General features: G+C 60.1%; 19 protein-coding genes. 15 read left to right on the forward strand and 4 right to left on the reverse strand.

What is annotated here, in order from left to right:
• From ACIOWA_RS15860 to ACIOWA_RS15925, 14 genes are all read left to right on the forward strand, one after another.
• The coding region (locus tag ACIOWA_RS15860) for a TetR/AcrR family transcriptional regulator (RefSeq protein ID WP_401160634.1) at positions 1-577 on the forward strand (577 nt) is incomplete at its 5' end.
• Positions 578-714: 137 nt separating this feature from the next.
• Positions 715-1,683, forward strand: coding sequence for a GTP 3',8-cyclase MoaA (locus tag ACIOWA_RS15865; protein WP_401160636.1), 969 nt, complete (start codon positions 715-717; stop codon positions 1,681-1,683).
• A gap of 171 nt (positions 1,684-1,854) precedes the next feature.
• Positions 1,855-2,460, forward strand: coding sequence for a DUF4823 domain-containing protein (locus ACIOWA_RS15870; protein ID WP_339431077.1), 606 nt, complete (start codon positions 1,855-1,857; stop codon positions 2,458-2,460).
• Between the two features lie 15 nt (positions 2,461-2,475).
• Positions 2,476-3,036, forward strand: a complete 561-nt coding sequence (locus ACIOWA_RS15875; RefSeq protein ID WP_339464895.1) for a DUF1285 domain-containing protein — start codon at positions 2,476-2,478, stop codon at positions 3,034-3,036.
• Positions 3,037-3,168: 132 nt separating this feature from the next.
• Positions 3,169-3,885 (forward strand): FadR/GntR family transcriptional regulator, encoded by a 717-nt coding sequence (locus tag ACIOWA_RS15880; protein WP_339431079.1) that lies wholly within the window; start codon positions 3,169-3,171, stop codon positions 3,883-3,885.
• A gap of 70 nt (positions 3,886-3,955) precedes the next feature.
• Entirely contained in the window at positions 3,956-4,831 is an 876-nt protein-coding gene (locus ACIOWA_RS15885; protein ID WP_401160639.1) for an SMP-30/gluconolactonase/LRE family protein, read from the forward strand.
• A gap of 270 nt (positions 4,832-5,101) precedes the next feature.
• Complete coding sequence (locus ACIOWA_RS15890; RefSeq protein WP_339464896.1) at positions 5,102-5,920, forward strand: SDR family oxidoreductase; 819 nt, start codon at positions 5,102-5,104, stop codon at positions 5,918-5,920.
• A 145-nt stretch (positions 5,921-6,065) separates the two neighbouring features.
• The gene (locus ACIOWA_RS15895; RefSeq protein ID WP_401160641.1) at positions 6,066-7,070 is read left to right on the forward strand and encodes a substrate-binding domain-containing protein; all 1,005 of its coding nucleotides are present in this window, start codon (positions 6,066-6,068) and stop codon (positions 7,068-7,070) included.
• A 54-nt stretch (positions 7,071-7,124) separates the two neighbouring features.
• A complete protein-coding gene (gene araG, locus ACIOWA_RS15900; RefSeq protein ID WP_339431083.1) occupies positions 7,125-8,669 on the forward strand; it encodes an L-arabinose ABC transporter ATP-binding protein AraG in 1,545 nt (514 codons plus the stop codon).
• A 12-nt stretch (positions 8,670-8,681) separates the two neighbouring features.
• Complete coding sequence (araH, locus tag ACIOWA_RS15905) at positions 8,682-9,650, forward strand: L-arabinose ABC transporter permease AraH (RefSeq protein WP_339431084.1); 969 nt, start codon at positions 8,682-8,684, stop codon at positions 9,648-9,650.
• A 184-nt stretch (positions 9,651-9,834) separates the two neighbouring features.
• Positions 9,835-10,548, forward strand: a complete 714-nt coding sequence (locus ACIOWA_RS15910) for a GntR family transcriptional regulator (RefSeq protein ID WP_339431085.1) — start codon at positions 9,835-9,837, stop codon at positions 10,546-10,548.
• Positions 10,545-11,543 (forward strand): ADP-ribosylglycohydrolase family protein, encoded by a 999-nt coding sequence (locus ACIOWA_RS15915; RefSeq protein ID WP_339493601.1) that lies wholly within the window; start codon positions 10,545-10,547, stop codon positions 11,541-11,543. The genes ACIOWA_RS15910 and ACIOWA_RS15915 overlap by 4 nt, the downstream gene beginning before the upstream one ends.
• Positions 11,544-11,703: 160 nt before the next feature.
• Positions 11,704-13,170, forward strand: a complete 1,467-nt coding sequence (locus tag ACIOWA_RS15920) for a purine-cytosine permease family protein (protein WP_401160644.1) — start codon at positions 11,704-11,706, stop codon at positions 13,168-13,170.
• Positions 13,163-14,083 carry a PfkB family carbohydrate kinase gene (locus ACIOWA_RS15925; protein WP_401160646.1) on the forward strand — a complete coding sequence of 307 codons (921 nt, stop codon included), beginning with the start codon at positions 13,163-13,165 and terminating at the stop codon, positions 14,081-14,083. Before ACIOWA_RS15920 ends, ACIOWA_RS15925 begins: the two co-directional genes overlap by 8 nt.
• Before the next feature lie 39 nt (positions 14,084-14,122).
• On the opposite strand, the gene ACIOWA_RS15930 is transcribed toward ACIOWA_RS15925, so the two are convergent.
• The 3 genes from ACIOWA_RS15930 to ACIOWA_RS15940 all read right to left on the reverse strand — a co-directional run bounded on the left by ACIOWA_RS15930 (position 14,123) and on the right by ACIOWA_RS15940 (position 15,502).
• Complete coding sequence (locus tag ACIOWA_RS15930) at positions 14,123-14,380, reverse strand: hypothetical protein (protein WP_221729325.1); 258 nt, start codon at positions 14,378-14,380, stop codon at positions 14,123-14,125.
• Positions 14,381-14,424: 44 nt separating this feature from the next.
• Positions 14,425-14,751: a hypothetical protein gene (locus ACIOWA_RS15935; protein ID WP_339431089.1), complete on the reverse strand. Its 327-nt coding sequence runs from the start codon at positions 14,749-14,751 to the stop codon at positions 14,425-14,427.
• 97 nt (positions 14,752-14,848) lie between these two features.
• On the reverse strand, positions 14,849-15,502 hold the full coding sequence (locus ACIOWA_RS15940; RefSeq protein ID WP_401160648.1) for an HD domain-containing protein: 654 nt from the start codon (positions 15,500-15,502) through the stop codon (positions 14,849-14,851).
• A gap of 151 nt (positions 15,503-15,653) precedes the next feature.
• Between ACIOWA_RS15940 and ACIOWA_RS15945 the strand changes: the two genes are divergently transcribed.
• Positions 15,654-16,133 (forward strand): GNAT family N-acetyltransferase, encoded by a 480-nt coding sequence (locus ACIOWA_RS15945; protein WP_339464899.1) that lies wholly within the window; start codon positions 15,654-15,656, stop codon positions 16,131-16,133.
• Between the two features lie 66 nt (positions 16,134-16,199).
• Here the strand turns inward: ACIOWA_RS15945 and ACIOWA_RS15950 are convergent, their stop codons facing one another.
• Positions 16,200-17,192, reverse strand: a complete 993-nt coding sequence (locus ACIOWA_RS15950) for a LacI family DNA-binding transcriptional regulator (protein WP_339431092.1) — start codon at positions 17,190-17,192, stop codon at positions 16,200-16,202.
• Between the last annotated feature and the right edge of the window lie 17 nt (positions 17,193-17,209).

The raw sequence follows: 17,209 nt of genomic DNA on the forward strand, positions 1-17,209 counted from the left end.
GCACACGCTGCTCCTCCAACAAGGTGAAGACACTGTCACCGTCGAGATGATTGCTGATGCCGTGGGTATCGGCAAAGGCACGATCTACAAGCATTTCAAGTCCAAGGCCGAGATTTATCTGCGCCTGATGCTCGATTACGAGCGCGATTTGAATGAGCTGCTGCATTCGGCCGACGTCGACAAGGACAAAGAAGCGCTGTCCCGTGCCTACTTCGAATTCCGCATGCGCGACCCGCAGCGCTATCGTCTGTTCGATCGCCTCGAAGAGAAGGTGGTCAAGGGCAATCAGGTGCCGGAGATGGTCGAGGAGCTGCACAAGATCCGTGCCTCGAACTTCGAGCGCCTGACCTTGCTGATCAAGGGGCGTATCAGCGAAGGCAAGCTCGAAGACGTGCCGCCGTACTTCCACTACTGCGCGTCCTGGGCGCTGGTGCATGGCGCAGTCGCGCTGTATCACTCGCCGTTCTGGAGCAATGTGCTGGAAGATCAGGAAGGTTTCTTCCAGTTCCTGATGGACATCGGCGTGCGCATGGGTAACAAGCGCAAGCGCGATCCGGAAATCCCTCCAGGCAGTTGAGCCATTCAGTTGCCTTATTGCGTCATGTTTTCGCTACATGACGCAGTACCGCAGGAATATACTCAGGCATAGGGCTTGCTAAAACTTGATTTGTGAGTCAAGTTTTAGCGGCTCGATTTTCTATTGCCGGAGTGATCATGATCGTTGACCGTCAAGGCAGGCGTTTTCGCAATTTGCGGATCAGTCTGACTTCAGCCTGCAATTACGCTTGTACCTACTGCGTGCCTGACGGCAAGCGGCTGGTGGCTGCGCAGGATGAACTGTCGGCCGAAGCCATGGCGCGCGGCGTGGCGTATCTGATCGAGGCCGCGGGTATCGAGCGGCTGCGCATCACTGGTGGCGAACCGCTGGTCAGCCCCAAACTCGAATCGTTCATGACGGCTGTCGGCAAGATGGGCCTGGACGACATCAGCCTGACGACCAACGGTCAACTCCTCGCGAAAAAACTCCCTTTGTTGGTAGATGCCGGTCTGCGGCGCATCAACGTGTCCCTTGATACCCTCGACGCCAGTGCGTTCCGTAGCATCGCTCGTGGCGGCGATCTCGCTACCGTGCTTGATGGGATGAATCAGGCTGCAGCGGCGGGAATGAAGATCAAGGTCAACATGGTGCCGTTGCGGGGGCAGAACCTCGATCAGGTGATGCCGTTGCTTGATTACTGCCTGGAACGCGGATTTGAGCTGCGTTTTATCGAGCTGATGCGAATGGGCCACCTGGCCAAAGATTCCAATGCCTTCCTGCAACAGTTCGTCAGCCTGCAGCAACTGCTGAGCCTGATTGGCGAGCGCTACGAATACGCGCAAACCGACGCGCCTGTGGATGCCACGGCCGTGCGTTACGCGATTCCCGGGGCGGGCAACTTCGGTGTGATCGCCAACGAAAGCGTACCGTTCTGCCGTACCTGTTCGCGTCTGCGTTTGTCGTCGACTGGCTGGCTGCATGGCTGCCTGTCGTCGAGCAACCGCCACTATGTCGGTGATTTACTCGATAAACCGCGGCACCAGGCATTGCCGACGTTGCAGCGCTTACTGGTCAAGGCGTTGGGCGACAAGCAGGAAGTCGCGTTTTCTGGCGGCGCGACTGTCATGAAGATTATCGGCGGCTGACATACCGCATTGGCGAGCAAGCCCGCTCCCGCATTTGGAATGCCTTCCACTTGTGGGAGCGGGCTTGCTCGCCAATGCGTTGTATAACTCGATAAAGTTCGTGAGCTGGCGCAAAAGCTGCATCCAACGGCCATTCGCCGGTTTTCCGTCACCGGCTTCTGGAGGATGAGGATGCGTAGCCTGGTTTTGCTGCTGGCCGTTTTGGCGCTTGGCGGCTGTATGACTGTCAGCGATATGGCCGAGGGCACTCGCTATCAGATGAGCGACGCGGGGCTGCTGGATCACAGTGACAGTCGCCGTGTGAACAACTTCCGCATTCAGCCGGACTCGTTCATCTACATCGCTCAGGGCGCGTTTGCGCCGCCGGGCGGTTCTTATCCGCGGCCAAACGTGGTGGCTGAAGAAGCCTTCAAGGGCTTTGTCGAATACTTTCCGATGGTACGCCGCGCGCGTGCGCCGGAAGGCCTCGATCAGGCGATGGGCGAAGCCCGCGATGCCGGCGCTCACTACTTGCTGTACACGCGTTTCGCCAAGTCTGATGACCGTATCGGCAACTCTGATGAGTGGCTCGATCAGGAGGCGGTGGATCGCCTCGGCATCGACGGTGGCGTGATTCAGATCATGTTGATCGAGACCAGCACCCAGTATTTGATTGATACTGCACGGATCAAGAGTCGTGGCGGTTTACTGACGTTCCACGACAACAAACCTGAAGACCTGATCGGCCCGCCACTGGCGCAGTATGCGCGCAGCCTGCTGGGGATCGGCGACCAATAAACCAAGGAGTACGCCATGAGTGGCCCGCAAAAAGCCAATGACCTGTTGGGACAGATTCCCAAAACCAAAGGCCTGCCGCCGGTGCATTTGTGGAACCCGGAGTTTTGCGGCGACATCGACATGCGCATCGCCCGGGACGGCACCTGGTACTACCTGGGCACGCCGATCGGGCGAAAGCCAATGGTCAAACTGTTCTCCACGATCATCCGCCGCGATGGCGATGATTACTTCCTGATTACTCCGGTTGAGAAGGTCGGGATCAAGGTCGACGATGCACCGTTCGTGGCGATTGCCGTGGAGGTTGAAGGTGAGGGCGAGGCGCAGGTGCTTCGCTTTACCACCAATGTCGACGAGACCGCCGAGGCGGGGCCGGAACATGCGATCCGCGTCGAGATCGACCCCCTCACGCAAGAACCTGCGCCGTATGTGCATGTACGAACCAACCTTGAGGCGTTGATCCACCGCAATGTGTTTTATCAATTGGTAGAACTGGCGGTCAGCCGCGAAATTGACGGCCAGCGCTGGCTCGGGGTTTGGAGCGGCGGCGAGTTCTTTCGCATTGGTCTTGAGCCTTAACAAAAATCCAAATGTGGGAGCGAGCAAGCCCGCTCCCACACTGGTTTTCGTGTTAACTGACAAAATCTGATTTGACACCCAATCGTATGATGATTAGCGTAGGCACCCATCGCGAACCGCTTTGAGGTGTCCATGTCCAGCAGCTTTCATGCGTCCACGGTTGACTGGCTGGGCAGTTGGATCGCCGCCGGCCAGGTAAAGCCGGGGCAGTCCATCAAGGTCGAGGCTGATCTCGGCGAGCAACTCGGCGTCAGTCGTACGGTCATCCGCGAAGCCATCAAAACCCTCGTCGCCAAAGGCATGCTCGAAGTCGGGCCAAAGGTCGGCACGCGGGTATTGCCGGTGCGGCGCTGGAACCTGTTCGATCCGCAAGTCGTCGGTTGGCTGTCACGCAACGGGCTGCCGGAAAACTTCGTCGATGACTTGCTCGACCTGCGCCGCACCATTGAGCCCATGGCCGTGCGCTGGGCTTGCGAGCGGGCGACCCTTGATCAGATCCAGGCCGTGCAACTGGCCTATAACGCTCTCGAGCGTGCGGTCGACAGTGGCACGGATTACAACCGCGCCGACCAGTCCTTCCACGAATGTATTCTTGCCGCCAGCCATAACCAGTTCATCGAACAAATGGTGCCGGCCCTCGGCGCATTGCTGGCGGTATCGTTTGAAGTGTCCGCCGCCGACCCCGATGAACTGCGCCGCACCTTGCCGATCCACAAAGACATGGCCGACGCCATCGCCGCTCGCGATTGCGCACGCGGTGTGTGGGCCTGCATGACCCTGATCGATAACGCGGATCTGGCGATCAAGCGCTTTTACCCGCAAGTCATGGCCGACAAAAAAGCCAGCTGAAACCCACACATTCCCCTGTGGGGGCCAGCCCACTCCCACATTGAAAACAAGAATGACCAAAGGAATTGCCATGACGTGGACTGCCGTTACCCAACACCGCGCCCAACTCGGTGAAGGCCCTTTCTGGGATGCCCCGACCCAGGCGCTGTACTGGGTTGATATTGCCGGCAAGCAAGCCCTGCGCCTGATCGGCCAGAATGTGCAGATCTGGCAGATGCCAGAACACATTTCCGCGTTCATCCCGTGCAACAGCGGCGATGCCCTGGTGACCCTCAGCAGTGGCGTCTATCGACTCGATCTCGACTCCCCCGGCCTTGAACCGCGACTGACCCTGTTCTGCATCGCCGACCCGCAACCCGGCAACCGCCCCAACGAAGCGCGCTGTGATGCTCAGGGTCGCTTGTGGCTCGGCACCATGCAGAACAACATCGGCGAACAGGGCGAAGATCTGCCGATCATCCGCCGCTCCGGTGGCCTGTTCCGTATCGATCCGGATAAACGCGTCACGCCGTTGTTGCGCGGATTGGGCATTCCCAACACGTTGCTGTGGAGCGACGACGGCACAACGCTGCTGTTCGGCGACAGCCTCGACAGCACCCTCTATCGCTATTTCATCCACACCGACGGCAACCTCGACACCGCTTACATCTGGTACGGCCCCGATCAACAGGGCGGCCCGGACGGTTCGGCAATGGACGCAAAAGGTTATGTATGGAATGCGCGTTGGGACGGCAGCTGCCTCTTGCGACTGACGGCTGAAGGCAAGGTTGATCGCAAAATCGATCTGCCGGTCAGCCGCCCGACCAGTTGCGTATTCGGTGGTGAAGACCTGAAAACCCTTTACATCACCAGTGCCAAGAGCTCGCGCAACCACCCGCTGGACGGTGCTGTGCTATCGATGCGGGTTGATGTTGCAGGAAAACGCTGTACGCGATTTGCAGGCTAGATCCCAAAATATGGGATGAGAAATTATATATTGAGATTATTTGGCGGTCGGGTTTATAGTCGGCTCCAGCAGTAACACGCACTCACACTTAAAAAGAACAAAACAGGTGAAGTGATGCAGCGAATGTCTATTGCACTCCCATGTGGAGTCCGCGTCTCGCAACGGCCCGATACCGTTGCCCGCGCCTGCCTGTTTTGTTCCAAACGCCTTCCAGACCGGACATCGTCAGATGCCCGGTTTTTTTGCGCTTGCGAACAGGAGTCCTGATCCATGGCTGAACCACTTACCCTGCCGCCGGTGCCCGCGCCGCCGAAGGGCGAGCGTCTGAAAAACAAAGTTGTGCTGCTCACCGGTGCCGCCCAAGGCATTGGCGAAGCCATCGTCGCGACCTTCGCTGCGCAGCAAGCGAAACTGCTGATCAGCGATATTCAGGGTGAGAAGGTCGAGCAGGTTGCAGCCCATTGGCGCCAACAGGGCTACGACGTTCAGGCGATCAGGGCTGATGTGTCGCGCCAGCAGGACCTGCACACCATGGCCAGACGCGCGGTCGAGTTGCACGGCCGCATCGACGTGCTGGTCAATTGCGCCGGGGTCAACGTGTTCCGGGATCCGCTGGAAATGACCGAAGAGGACTGGCGCCGTTGTTTTGCCATCGACCTCGACGGCGCCTGGTATGGCTGCAAAGCGGTACTGCCGCAGATGATCGAGCAGGGCATCGGCAGCATCATCAACATCGCCTCGACCCATTCGAGCCACATCATTCCCGGCTGTTTCCCGTACCCGGTGGCCAAGCACGGCCTGCTCGGGCTGACGCGTGCGCTGGGCATCGAGTACGCGGCGCAGGGTATTCGCGTCAACGCCATTGCGCCGGGCTACATCGAGACTCAATTGAACGTCGATTACTGGAACGGTTTCGCCGATCCGCACGCCGAGCGTCAACGCGCTTTCGATCTGCACCCGCCCAAACGCATCGGTCAGCCGATTGAAGTGGCAATGACGGCGGTGTTTCTGGCAAGCGATGAAGCACCCTTTATCAACGCCTCGTGCATCACCGTCGATGGTGGTCGCTCGGTGATGTACCACGACTGACTGATTGGGTTTTCGCGCGGATAAGTCCGTCTGAAATCCAATCATCATACGATATGACTATTTTCTACAGGCTTTGCAGGAACCCGCTTCAACCGCTTTAACGCTTTTCAAATATTGCTCAAAAAAAATAACAAGGAGTCAGCTTATGAAACGTCGTTTCGGGATTCGTACCCTGTGCAGTGCCGCCCTGGCGGTCACCGCGTTCAGTCTGAGCAGTTCGCTGCTCGCTGCCGATACCGTGAAGATCGGCTTTTTGGTCAAACAGGCCGAAGAGCCGTGGTTCCAGACCGAATGGGCCTTCGCCGAGAAAGCCGCCAAGGACAAAGGCTTTGAACTGATCAAGATTGCCGTGCCGGATGGCGAAAAAACCCTGTCGGCCATCGACAGCCTCGCGGCCAACGGTGCCAAGGGCTTCGTGATCTGCCCGCCGGACGTGTCCCTGGGCCCGGCGATCATGGCCAAAGCCAAAAGGAATGACCTCAAAGTAATTGCCGTGGACGACCGCTTCGTCGACGCCAACGGCAAGTTCATGGAAGACGTGCCGTACCTGGGCATGGCCGCGTTCGAAGTCGGCCAGAAGCAAGGCGCCGCCATGGCCGCCGAAGCCAAGAAACGTAACTGGGACTGGAAAGAAACGTACGCGGTGGTCAACACCTACAACGAACTCGACACCGGCAAGAAGCGCACCGACGGCTCGGTCAAATCCCTCGAAGAGGCGGGCATGCCCAAAGACCATATTCTGTTCGCAGCCCTGAAGACCCTCGACGTACCGGGCAGCATGGACGCCACCAACTCGGCGCTGGTGAAACTGCCGAGCGCGGCGAAGAACCTGATCATCGGCGGCATGAACGACAACACCGTGCTCGGCGGCGTACGCGCCACCGAAGCCGCCGGTTTTGCTGCGGCTAACGTGATCGGCATCGGCATCAACGGCACCGACGCGATCGGCGAGCTGAAAAAGCCCAACAGTGGCTTCTACGGTTCGATGCTGCCGAGCCCGCACATCGAAGGCTACAAGACCGCCGAGATGATGTACGAGTGGGTCACCACCGGCAAAGAGCCGCCGAAGTACACGGCCATGGACGACGTCACCCTGATCACCCGCGAGAACTTCAAGCAAGAGCTGGAAAAAATCGGTTTGTGGAACTGACGCAGCAACGGCCCGGGTAGCCGGGCCGTTTGATCGGTGTGATGAGGTGGCTTTATGCACGCGCAAGTACAGACACAAGAACACAGCATGGGCGCCAGCCTGCGCTTCAATGGGATCGGCAAAACCTTTCCCGGCGTCAAAGCGCTGGATGGCATCAGTTTCGTCGCGCATCCGGGGCAGGTTCATGCCTTGATGGGCGAGAACGGCGCCGGCAAATCGACCCTGCTGAAAATCCTCGGTGGCGCTTACATCCCGAGCAGCGGTGAGTTGCAGATCGGCGACCGGACGATGGCTTTCAAATCGACTGCCGACAGTATCGGCAACGGTGTCGCGGTGATTCACCAGGAGCTGCATCTGGTGCCGGAAATGACCGTCGCCGAGAACCTGTTTCTCGGGCATCTGCCGGCCAGTTTCGGTTTGATCAATCGCGGTGCGCTGCGCCAGCAAGCCTTGAGTTGCCTCAAAGGTCTGGCTGACGAAATCGATCCGCAGACCAAGGTCGGTCGCTTGTCACTCGGTCAGCGGCAACTGGTGGAAATCGCCAAGGCGTTGTCGCGCGGCGCCCATGTGATCGCGTTCGACGAACCCACCAGCAGCCTCTCGGCCCGTGAGATCGACCGCTTGATGGCGATCATCGGCCGTTTGCGCGACGAAGGCAAAGTCGTGCTTTACGTTTCCCATCGCATGGAGGAGGTGTTCCGCCTCTGCGATGCGGTAACGGTGTTCAAGGACGGCCGCTACGTGCGCACTTTTGACGACATGAGCCAGTTGACCCACGATCAACTGGTGACCTGCATGGTCGGGCGCGACATTCAGGACATCTACGATTACCGCAATCGTCCACGCGGTGCCGTGGCGCTGAAGGTCGACGGTTTGCTCGGCCCGGGCCTGCGTGAACCGATCAGTTTCGAGGCGCACAAGGGCGAGATTCTTGGCTTGTTCGGGCTGGTCGGGGCAGGGCGCACCGAGTTATTTCGTTTGCTCAGTGGACTTGAGCGCCACACCGCCGGACGCCTCGAACTGCGCGGCCATGAACTGAAACTGCGCTCACCGCGCGACGCGATTGCCGCCGGGATTCTGTTGTGTCCAGAGGACCGCAAAAAGGAGGGCATCATCCCGCTGGCCAGCGTTGCCGAGAACATCAACATCAGCGCGCGCGGCGCCCATTCGGGTCTCGGTTGCCTGTTGCGCGGGATGTGGGAGAAGGGCAACGCCGACAAGCAGATCAAGGCGTTGAAAGTCAAAACGCCCCACGCCGGCCAGCAGATCAAATTCCTCTCCGGCGGCAATCAGCAGAAGGCCATTCTCGGCCGCTGGTTGTCGATGCCGATGAAGGTCTTGCTGCTCGATGAACCGACTCGCGGCATCGACATCGGTGCCAAAGCGGAGATCTACCAGATCATCCATAACCTTGCCGCCGACGGTATTTCGGTGATCGTGGTGTCCAGCGATCTGATGGAAGTGATGGGAATTTCCGACCGCATTCTGGTGCTCTGCGAAGGCGCCCTGCGCGGCGAAGTCAGCCGCGAACAGGCCAATGAATCCAACCTGCTGCAACTGGCTTTGCCGCGCCACCGCGCTGACGGCGTGGCGAACTGAGAGGTGACTATGATGACAACCCAAAACGAAACCCTGCCCACCGAGCGCAAACCTTTGGACATGCGGCGCTTCCTCGATGACTGGGTCATGTTGCTGGCAGCGGTGGCCATCTTCGTCGCCTGCGCCTTGCTGATCGACAACTTCCTTTCGCCGCTGAACATGCGAGGGCTGGGCCTGGCAATTTCCACGACCGGCATCGCCGCCTGCACCATGCTCTATTGCCTGGCGTCGGGGCATTTCGACTTGTCGGTGGGGTCGGTGATTGCTTGCGCCGGGGTGGTGGCGGCGGTGGTCATGCGGGACACCGACAGCGTGTTCCTCGGGGTCAGTGCGGCGCTGTTGATGGGCCTGATTGTCGGCCTGATCAACGGGATCGTGATTGCCAAGTTGCGGGTCAACGCGTTGATCACCACGCTGGCGACCATGCAGATCGTGCGGGGGCTGGCGTACATTTTTGCCAACGGCAAAGCGGTGGGCGTGTCGCAGGAATCGTTCTTTGTTTTCGGTAACGGCCAGTTGTTCGGCGTGCCTGTGCCGATCGTGATCACCGTCGTTTGTTTTGTGTTTTTCGGCTGGCTGCTCAATTACACCACCTACGGTCGCAACACCATGGCCATCGGTGGCAACCAGGAAGCGGCGTTGCTGGCCGGGGTGAACGTTGATCGCACCAAGATCATCATCTTTGCCGTGCACGGTTTGATCGGTGCGTTGGCCGGGGTGATTCTGGCGTCGCGCATGACCTCCGGGCAGCCGATGATTGGTCAGGGTTTCGAGCTGACCGTGATCTCGGCGTGTGTGCTGGGCGGGGTCTCGCTGAGCGGCGGGATCGGCATGATTCGGCATGTGATTGCCGGGGTGTTGATTCTGGCGATCATCGAGAATGCGATGAACCTGAAGAACATCGATACGTTCTACCAGTACGTGATCCGTGGATCGATTCTGCTCTTGGCTGTCGTAATCGACCGCCTCAAGCAACGCTGACCCCCCTCATCCTTGTGGGCGAGAGCCTGCTCGCGAAAGCGCTGAATCAGTCGCCGGAAATATTGACTGACCCGACGTCTTCGCGAGCAGGCTCGCACACAATGGACCGCAGCTTTCCCGCCTTCTGTCCAATCTCCAAAATTCCCCTTGCTTGGTCATGCCCGTTTCGGGTATCAATTTGTACATGATTAGACAGGTACGATTTGACAAGAAACAACGGGTGGTCGACGAACTCGTCCGGCGCATCGAAAGCGGCCTCATGGAGGACGGCGTTCTGTTGCCCGGCGAACATCAGTTGGCTCAAGAATTCAAAGTCAGCCGTGGCACATTGCGCGAAGCGCTCGCCGAACTGAAGCGGCGCAAGTACATCGCCACGCAAAGCGGTGTCGGCTCCATCGTCACATTTGACGGTGTGGCGCTTGACCAGCGCAGCGGCTGGGCGCAGGCACTGGCCGACAGCGGGGCGCTGATCAACACCCAAGTGTTGCGTCTGGAAGCCGTGACCCGGCCCGACTTGCTGGCGCGTTTCGGTACCGACCAGTTCATCACCCTCGACCGCCGTCGTCGCTCCAACGATGGCACGCTGGTGTCCCTCGAACGCTCATTGATGCCGGCCACCGGCGGCCTGGAAAGCCTGCCGCGCGTCGGTCTGATCGACAACTCCCTGACCATCACTCTGGCCGCCTATGGCTATATCGGCGAGCGCGGTGATCAGTGGATCGGTGCCGAACCGTTGAATGCCGAAGATGCCGAGTTGCTTGGCCGCCCGGTGGGCACGGTATTTCTCAAGGCCCTGCGCACCACCTACGACCGGCAGAACCGTTTCATGGAGCAGGTCGAAAGCCTGCTCGATCCGGTGCATTTCCGTCTTCACCTGCAGTTTGGAGAGTCGAAATGACCACGCTCAACCGTGCCCTCGGTGCTTTTTATGGCCTGGCCCTCGGTGATGCGCTGGGCATGCCGACGCAATCGCTGAACCGCGAAACGATCAAGGCCCGCTTCGGCCAGATCACTGATCTGCAGGATGCCGGCCCGCTGCAACCGATTGCCGCGAACATGCCCAAGGGGTCAATCACCGACGACACCGAACAGGCGATTCTGGTCGGCCAGTTGCTGGTCGAAGGCAACGGTCGCATCGAGCCTGGGCTACTGGCGCAACGACTGATCGAGTGGGAAGCCGAGATGCAGGCCAAAGGCTCTCAGGACCTGCTCGGCCCATCGACCAAGCGCGCCATCGAAATGATCCTCGCCGGCCATTCGCCGGAAGAAGCTGGGCGTTACGGCACGACCAATGGCGCGGCGATGCGCATTACCCCGGTGGGGATCGCGGCGAATGTCGCCGACCCTGAGCGCTTTATCGCGGCGGTGGTGCAGGCCTGTCAGGTTACCCACAACACCACGCTGGGCATCTCCAGTGCGGCGGCGGTGGCCGCGGTGGTGTCAGCCGGGATCAATGGCATGGATCTGGGCGAGGCGTTGAACCTCGGCCAGCAGATCGCTCAGCAAGCGCAATCTCACGGTCACTGGGTGGCCGGTGGGCGCATGGCTTCGCGTATCAGTTGGGCGCGCACCATCAGCGTCGACAGCGACAAGGCGCTGCTGGCCGATCTGCTCTACGACGTGATCGGCACTTCGGTGGCCTCGCAAGAGTCGGTGGTGGTGTCGTTTGCGCTGGCGCAGCAAGTGGCCGTCGGCGAGATGAGCGCGTTTGATGCGCTGTGCATGGCGGCCAGTCTGGGCGGCGACACTGACACCATCGCAGCGATGCTCGGGGCGATGCTCGGGGCCTGCCTGGGTCTTGAGAGTTGGCCTGCGCCGATGATTGCAACGGTCAAAGCCGTCAATGATCTGGAGCTTGAGCCTTTGGTGCAAGGGCTGTTGGCCCTGCGCTGATTGAACTGACGCCATCGCGGGCTTGCTCGCGAATGGATCACCGCATTCTTGAATTTTCAACCCGCAATGGATCGCACGGACAGGCCCAGGACGGCCGGGGGATGTCTAGTTGTTTCGCGTCATTGCCACAACCACAAAAAAGGCAAACAGGAGCACTTTCATGAGTTCATCAAACGTCGGGCAAAGCGCCGGGCAACTGGAAACACGCGGCATCGAACCGGTCCCGGAAGCCGAGTGCAACGGCCACCCGCTGCAATTGTTCTGGGTCTGGTTCGCGGCCAACATTTCCATTCTCGGCTTGCCGCTGGGCGCGACGCTGGTGGCATTTCGCGGGTTGGCGATCTGGCAGGCGATCATCGTCGCGATCATCGGTGCCGCCGGTTCGTTTGCGGTGGTCGGGATCATCTCCATTGCCGGTCGTCGTGGCCGCGCGCCGAGCCTGACCTTGTCGCGGGCGATCTTCGGTGTGCGCGGCAACATCGGCCCGACCCTGGTCTCGCTGATGTCGCGTCTGGGTTGGGAAACCGTCAACACCACCACCGCCGCATTCGTGCTGCTGTCGCTGTGTTCGATCCTGTTCGGCTCGCCGGTCGAGGCAAAAAGTGCCCCGGTGCTGACGCTGATTTTCATCGCGATTTTCGTGCTGCTGACCCTCTCGGTCTCCGGCCTCGGCCATGCGACTTTGCTGGTCATCCAGAAGTGGGCGACTTACGTGTTCGGCGCGCTGAATATTCTGGTCGGCGGTTTCCTTTGCGCCACCATCGACTGGAGCGCGGTGTTCAACGCCACGCCAGCGCCGATGAGCGCCATGATGATCGGTATCGGTACCATGGCCGCCGGCACCGGGATCGGCTGGGCCAATGCCGGCGCCGACATGTCGCGCTATCAGCATCGCAGCGTCAACGCCGTGCGTCTTGTGGCGTCGGCGGCGTTCGGTGCGGGGATTCCGCTGGTGTTGCTGATCACCCTCGGCGGGCTGTTGTCGGTGGGCAATAACGACCTGGCATCGGCGACTGACCCGATCGTGGCGATCCGCGACATGCTGCCGACCTGGATGGCGGTGCCGTACCTGATCACCGCATTCGGTGGCCTGCTGCTGTCGAACAACCTGTCGGTGTACTCCGCCGGATTGACCACGCTGACCCTGGGCCTGAAGGTCAAACGCGTCTACGCAGTGGTGGTCGACATCGTCGCAATCTTCGCCGGTTCGATTTACTTCATGCTGATCGCCGACAGTTTCTACGGCCCGTTCATCACCTTCATTTCCCTGCTGGCGGTGCCGATCACCGCGTGGGTCGGGATCTTTGTGGTCGACCTGATCCATCGTCATTACTACAGCCCCCAAGACCTGCTCGACGTCAGCCCGAGCAGCGCCTACTGGTATCACGGTGGGATCGAGTGGCGCGCATTCGGGGCGTGGGCGATGGCCATCGTGCTGGGTTTCAGTTTCACCACCATTGGCACCACCGCCGAAAACGTCTGGTTCAAGGGCTTCCTGTCTGATTCGTGGCTGGGCCACAACGGTCTCGGCTGGATCGTGACGTTCGTGGTGGCCGGTGGCATTTACTTCCTGCTCGGCGGGGCGAAAGATCGCCGCGCCGCGCTAGTCGAGAATGCTCATGCCTAAGATGTTGCACACCGGCCAGGTCATCATCGACCTGGTCATGGCCGTGGAAAAACTGCCGCAAGTCGGCGGTGACGTGCTGGCCCAGTCTGCCGGTTTCGAGGCCGGCGGCGGCTTCAATGTGATGGCGGCGGCTGTGCGTAATGGTCTGCCGGTTGTCTATCTCGGTCGTCACGGCACCGGGCGTTTCGGCGATCTGGCGCGTGATGCGATGAACGCTGAAGGCATTCACATCGGCATCAGCGCACCTGCGCAACGCGACACCGGTTTGTGTGTGGCGCTGACTGATGCTTCGGCCGAGCGCAGTTTCATTTCCTACATCGGTGCTGAGGGTGAGGTGACCGAGGCCGATTTGAACAGCGTGGCGGCCGAGGCGGGCGATTACGTCTATCTCAGCGGCTACAGCCTGCTGCACGAAGGCAAGGCCCAAGCCTTGCTCGACTGGACGCTGGCATTGCCGGCGTCGATCAGTGTGGTGTTCGATCCGGGGCCGCTCGTCGAATCGCCGGACTCGCCGCTGATGCAGGCGTTGTTGCCGCGCATCGACGTGTGGACCAGCAACAGCCTCGAAGCGCGGCGCTTTACCGGGGCTGAAGAGATTTCTGTTGCGCTTGATCGCCTCGCAGAATTCCTGCCCAGCGAGGTGCTGATGGTGGTGCGCGACGGGCCGCAAGGGTGCTGGGTTCAGCAAGCTGGCGAGCGTCGGCATGTCGCTGGGTTTGCCGTGAATGCGGTGGACAGCAATGGTGCCGGGGATGCCCATGCCGGGGTCTTTGTGGCCGGGTTGGCGCAGGGGCTTTCGGCATTTGACGCCGCACGGCGGGCGAATGCGGCCGCCGCGTTGGCGGTGACTCGCTGGGGGCCGGCAACCGCGCCGCAGAGTGCTGAGGTGGATGCGCTGATCAGCGCAGGCTGATTCGGCCGTCCGCCGCACGTGCGGCGAACGGCCCGGCGACTACTGCAGATCCAGCTTGCGCGCCGCTTCAACCCCGGCGGCACTGAGCTTGATCGGCAGGTGCAACGAATGTTCGCCAGCCTCGTTGCACGTCACATGACCATGGTGAATCAGCCCGCGATCCTGCAAAGCGGCGAGGGCACTGGCCACGACTTTCTCCCCGCGATAATTGTCCAGCACCTCTTTGCCCAAGCCACTTGGGTGGGCGTGCAGCAGGCGAGTGAGGACTTCTTTTTCCAGGTTTTTATCGACGTTCATGGTTACCTCTTCATGGATGTGAATAGGACGCTCGCGTCGGCGAACTACTGGCTGGAACCCTCGGAGCCCGAACCACCGGTGGTGGTTTTCGAACTCGCGCCGGCACCTGAGTTCACAGGTGGCACCGGGTTGCCGGACGTTCCGCCCTGACGTCCAGGATCGTTACCCTGGGTGCGCGGGTCGGTGCCGGTGGCTGGCGGAGCAACGTTGACGCCCGAACCATCGGTATTCATGCCGGGGGTACTCTGGATGGCGGGGGCTTTGGGGTGTTCGACCGGATCGGTCGGGCCGGTTCCTGTAGCGGTGGCGGCGAATGCCGCGGGGCAGAGCAGGGCGGTGAATACGAGGGCGGTCAACCTTGACGGGATCATAGGGCTTCTCCAGTGATTGAAATCCTTACCTGTCGTTGGTCTGCCCTCGAATCGGATTGGTGCCTGATGAGCGACGAACGGTCGAGCGCGATTGCACTCAGGCGACGCCGATTTCTTCCTTCAATTGCTCCATGAAACCCTTAAGGCGTTGATGACGGATCAGCGCCAGACGCTGACCGGCGGCGGTCTGGAAACCGTCGGCGAGGTGCAGCAGTTTGGTCTGGAAATGATCGAGGCAGAAGCGTGTGTCGTCGTAGTTGCGTTCTTTCGCTTCGGGATCTTGCGGGTCGTAAAGCGCCGAGCCCATGCGCCCGGCGACATAGAACGTGCGAGCGACGCCGAGCATGCCCAGCGAATCGAGACGGTCGGCGTCCTGGACGATTTTTGCTTCGAGGGTAAGCGCGGCGATGTTGGCGGAAAAACTGTGCGCCTCAATGGCGTGGGCAACCGCGGCGATTTTTGCTGACGGCCAGTTCAGTTCTGCCAGCACCGTTGACGCTTTTTCCGCCGCCAGACGCGAGGCCTGCGAGCGCTGCGGCGAGTTCTTTTCGATGGCCACGCAATCGTGCAACAGCGCCGCGGCCAGCATTATTTCAAGATCCCCGCCTTCCTCGGCCTGCAACGTACGCACGTTGTGCCAGACCCGCTGCAGGTGCGCGAGGTCGTGAGCACCGTCGTCTGAAGGCTCAAGGGCGTGGGGCAGTAGATCCGTTGCCAACGTCGCCAGTGGTACAAAAGCGTTAGGGTTCATTAGCATCCTTTGAGGTGAGCGCTATTGTTGTGGGCGCGGCGTTAAATCATCAGCTGCCCGGCCCTGCCAAGGTCAAGCGTTGAATTGCCATGTGACGAGCGCTCCGTCGCGCCTTAGTATGGCGCTTTCCAATTTCCAACAAGGCCCGTTCATGTCGATCGAAATCCGCCCGGCGACCCCCAGCGATGCACCGCAGATCCTCGCCTTCATCACCGAACTGGCAGATTTCGAAAAGGCCCGCCACGAAGTCATCGCCAGCGTCGTCGACATCGAACGCAGCCTGTTCGGCGAAGGCGCCACCGCCCATGGCCTGATTTGCCTGCGCGACGGCCTGCCCATCGGTTTCGCCGTGTTCTTCTTCAGCTATTCGACCTGGCTGGGCAGCAATTGCCTGTACCTCGAAGACCTCTATATCACCCCGGAACAACGCGGTGGCGGCGCCGGCAAAACCCTGTTGCGCCATCTGGCAAAAATCGCCTGTGACAACGACTGCGGCCGCTTCGAATGGAGCGTGCTCGACTGGAACACCCCGGCCATCGACTTCTACAAATCCCTCGGCGCCCAACCACAGGAAGAATGGGTGAGGTATCGCATGGATGGCAAGGTGCTGCGCGAGTTCGCCGAAGGCTGAACACCGATGGGGACGTGACAGACGAATGGCCAATCGAAAGCAAGCGGGTGTGCTATCACCTAATGCTTATAGTGATGCCCTGATCACCAATGGACAATCAACTGGCTGGGCTCCCGATTCGTCGAGGGACTCGATCAGGTGCCGGGCAGCCTTGCGACCGATCTCGTAGTACGGCAGTTGCACTGTGGTCAGCGGCGGGATGAACAGCTCAGCAATACCGATCATGTTGTCGTAGCCGAGAACGGCGACATCGTCGGGAATTTTCAGGCCACGGCCCAACAGTAACTGATAGGCACAAAAGGCAATGCGGTCGTTGCCACAGATCAGAATGTCGAACTGGGGACGACCCTCAATGATGTGCCGGTCGAGGATGGCGGCGGCTTCACCATAGGCATCATGATCGCAAAGGTCGTATTGCAGGACTGCGTCAGGCGCAAGGCCAAATGCCTGGCAGGCACGCTGCAAGCCTTTTTGTCGCAGGTCCCAGGCCAGACTCTGTTTTGGCAGATTGATACACAGAGGGCGCCGATAGCCTTGGCTCAATGCGTGATGTACAGCGCGATACTGCCCCGTTTCGTCGTCGGGCACATAACTCACCAGGCGACTGTCATCCGCCAGGCAATTGGCAAGTACCAGTGGTTTGCTCTTCAAACGCTCGGGAATGCACACCTGGCGAAAGCCCATGGCGCTGAAGATCAGCCCGTCGGGACGGTGCGACAACATCAGGTCGATGTTTTGGTCGGTGGGTGGGTTGCTCAACAGGTTGAGGATGAACACATTCCAGCCCGCCTGCTGCGCGGTCTGTTCAATGGACAGCAGCAACTCGACGGCAAACGGTGTGGTCGCGGTGTCCAGCGCGAACACACCGATGGTTCGCGACTGGAGGTTGTCGCCGCGCATTTTGCGCGCCGACAAGCTCGGTACGAATTGCAGTTCATCGATGGCGCGACGCACCCGCAGAAGGGTTTCGGGGCTCAGTTTTTCCGGGTTGTTGAGCGCTCGAGAAACCGTCATCAGGGACACGCCGGCCAGCAGTGCAACGTCTTTCACTGAAGTCATGTCAGGCGAAACCGATC

The organism is Pseudomonas sp. NPDC087614, from assembly GCF_044743485.1.
In the GTDB taxonomy this organism is placed as follows: domain Bacteria; phylum Pseudomonadota; class Gammaproteobacteria; order Pseudomonadales; family Pseudomonadaceae; genus Aquipseudomonas; species Aquipseudomonas baetica_A.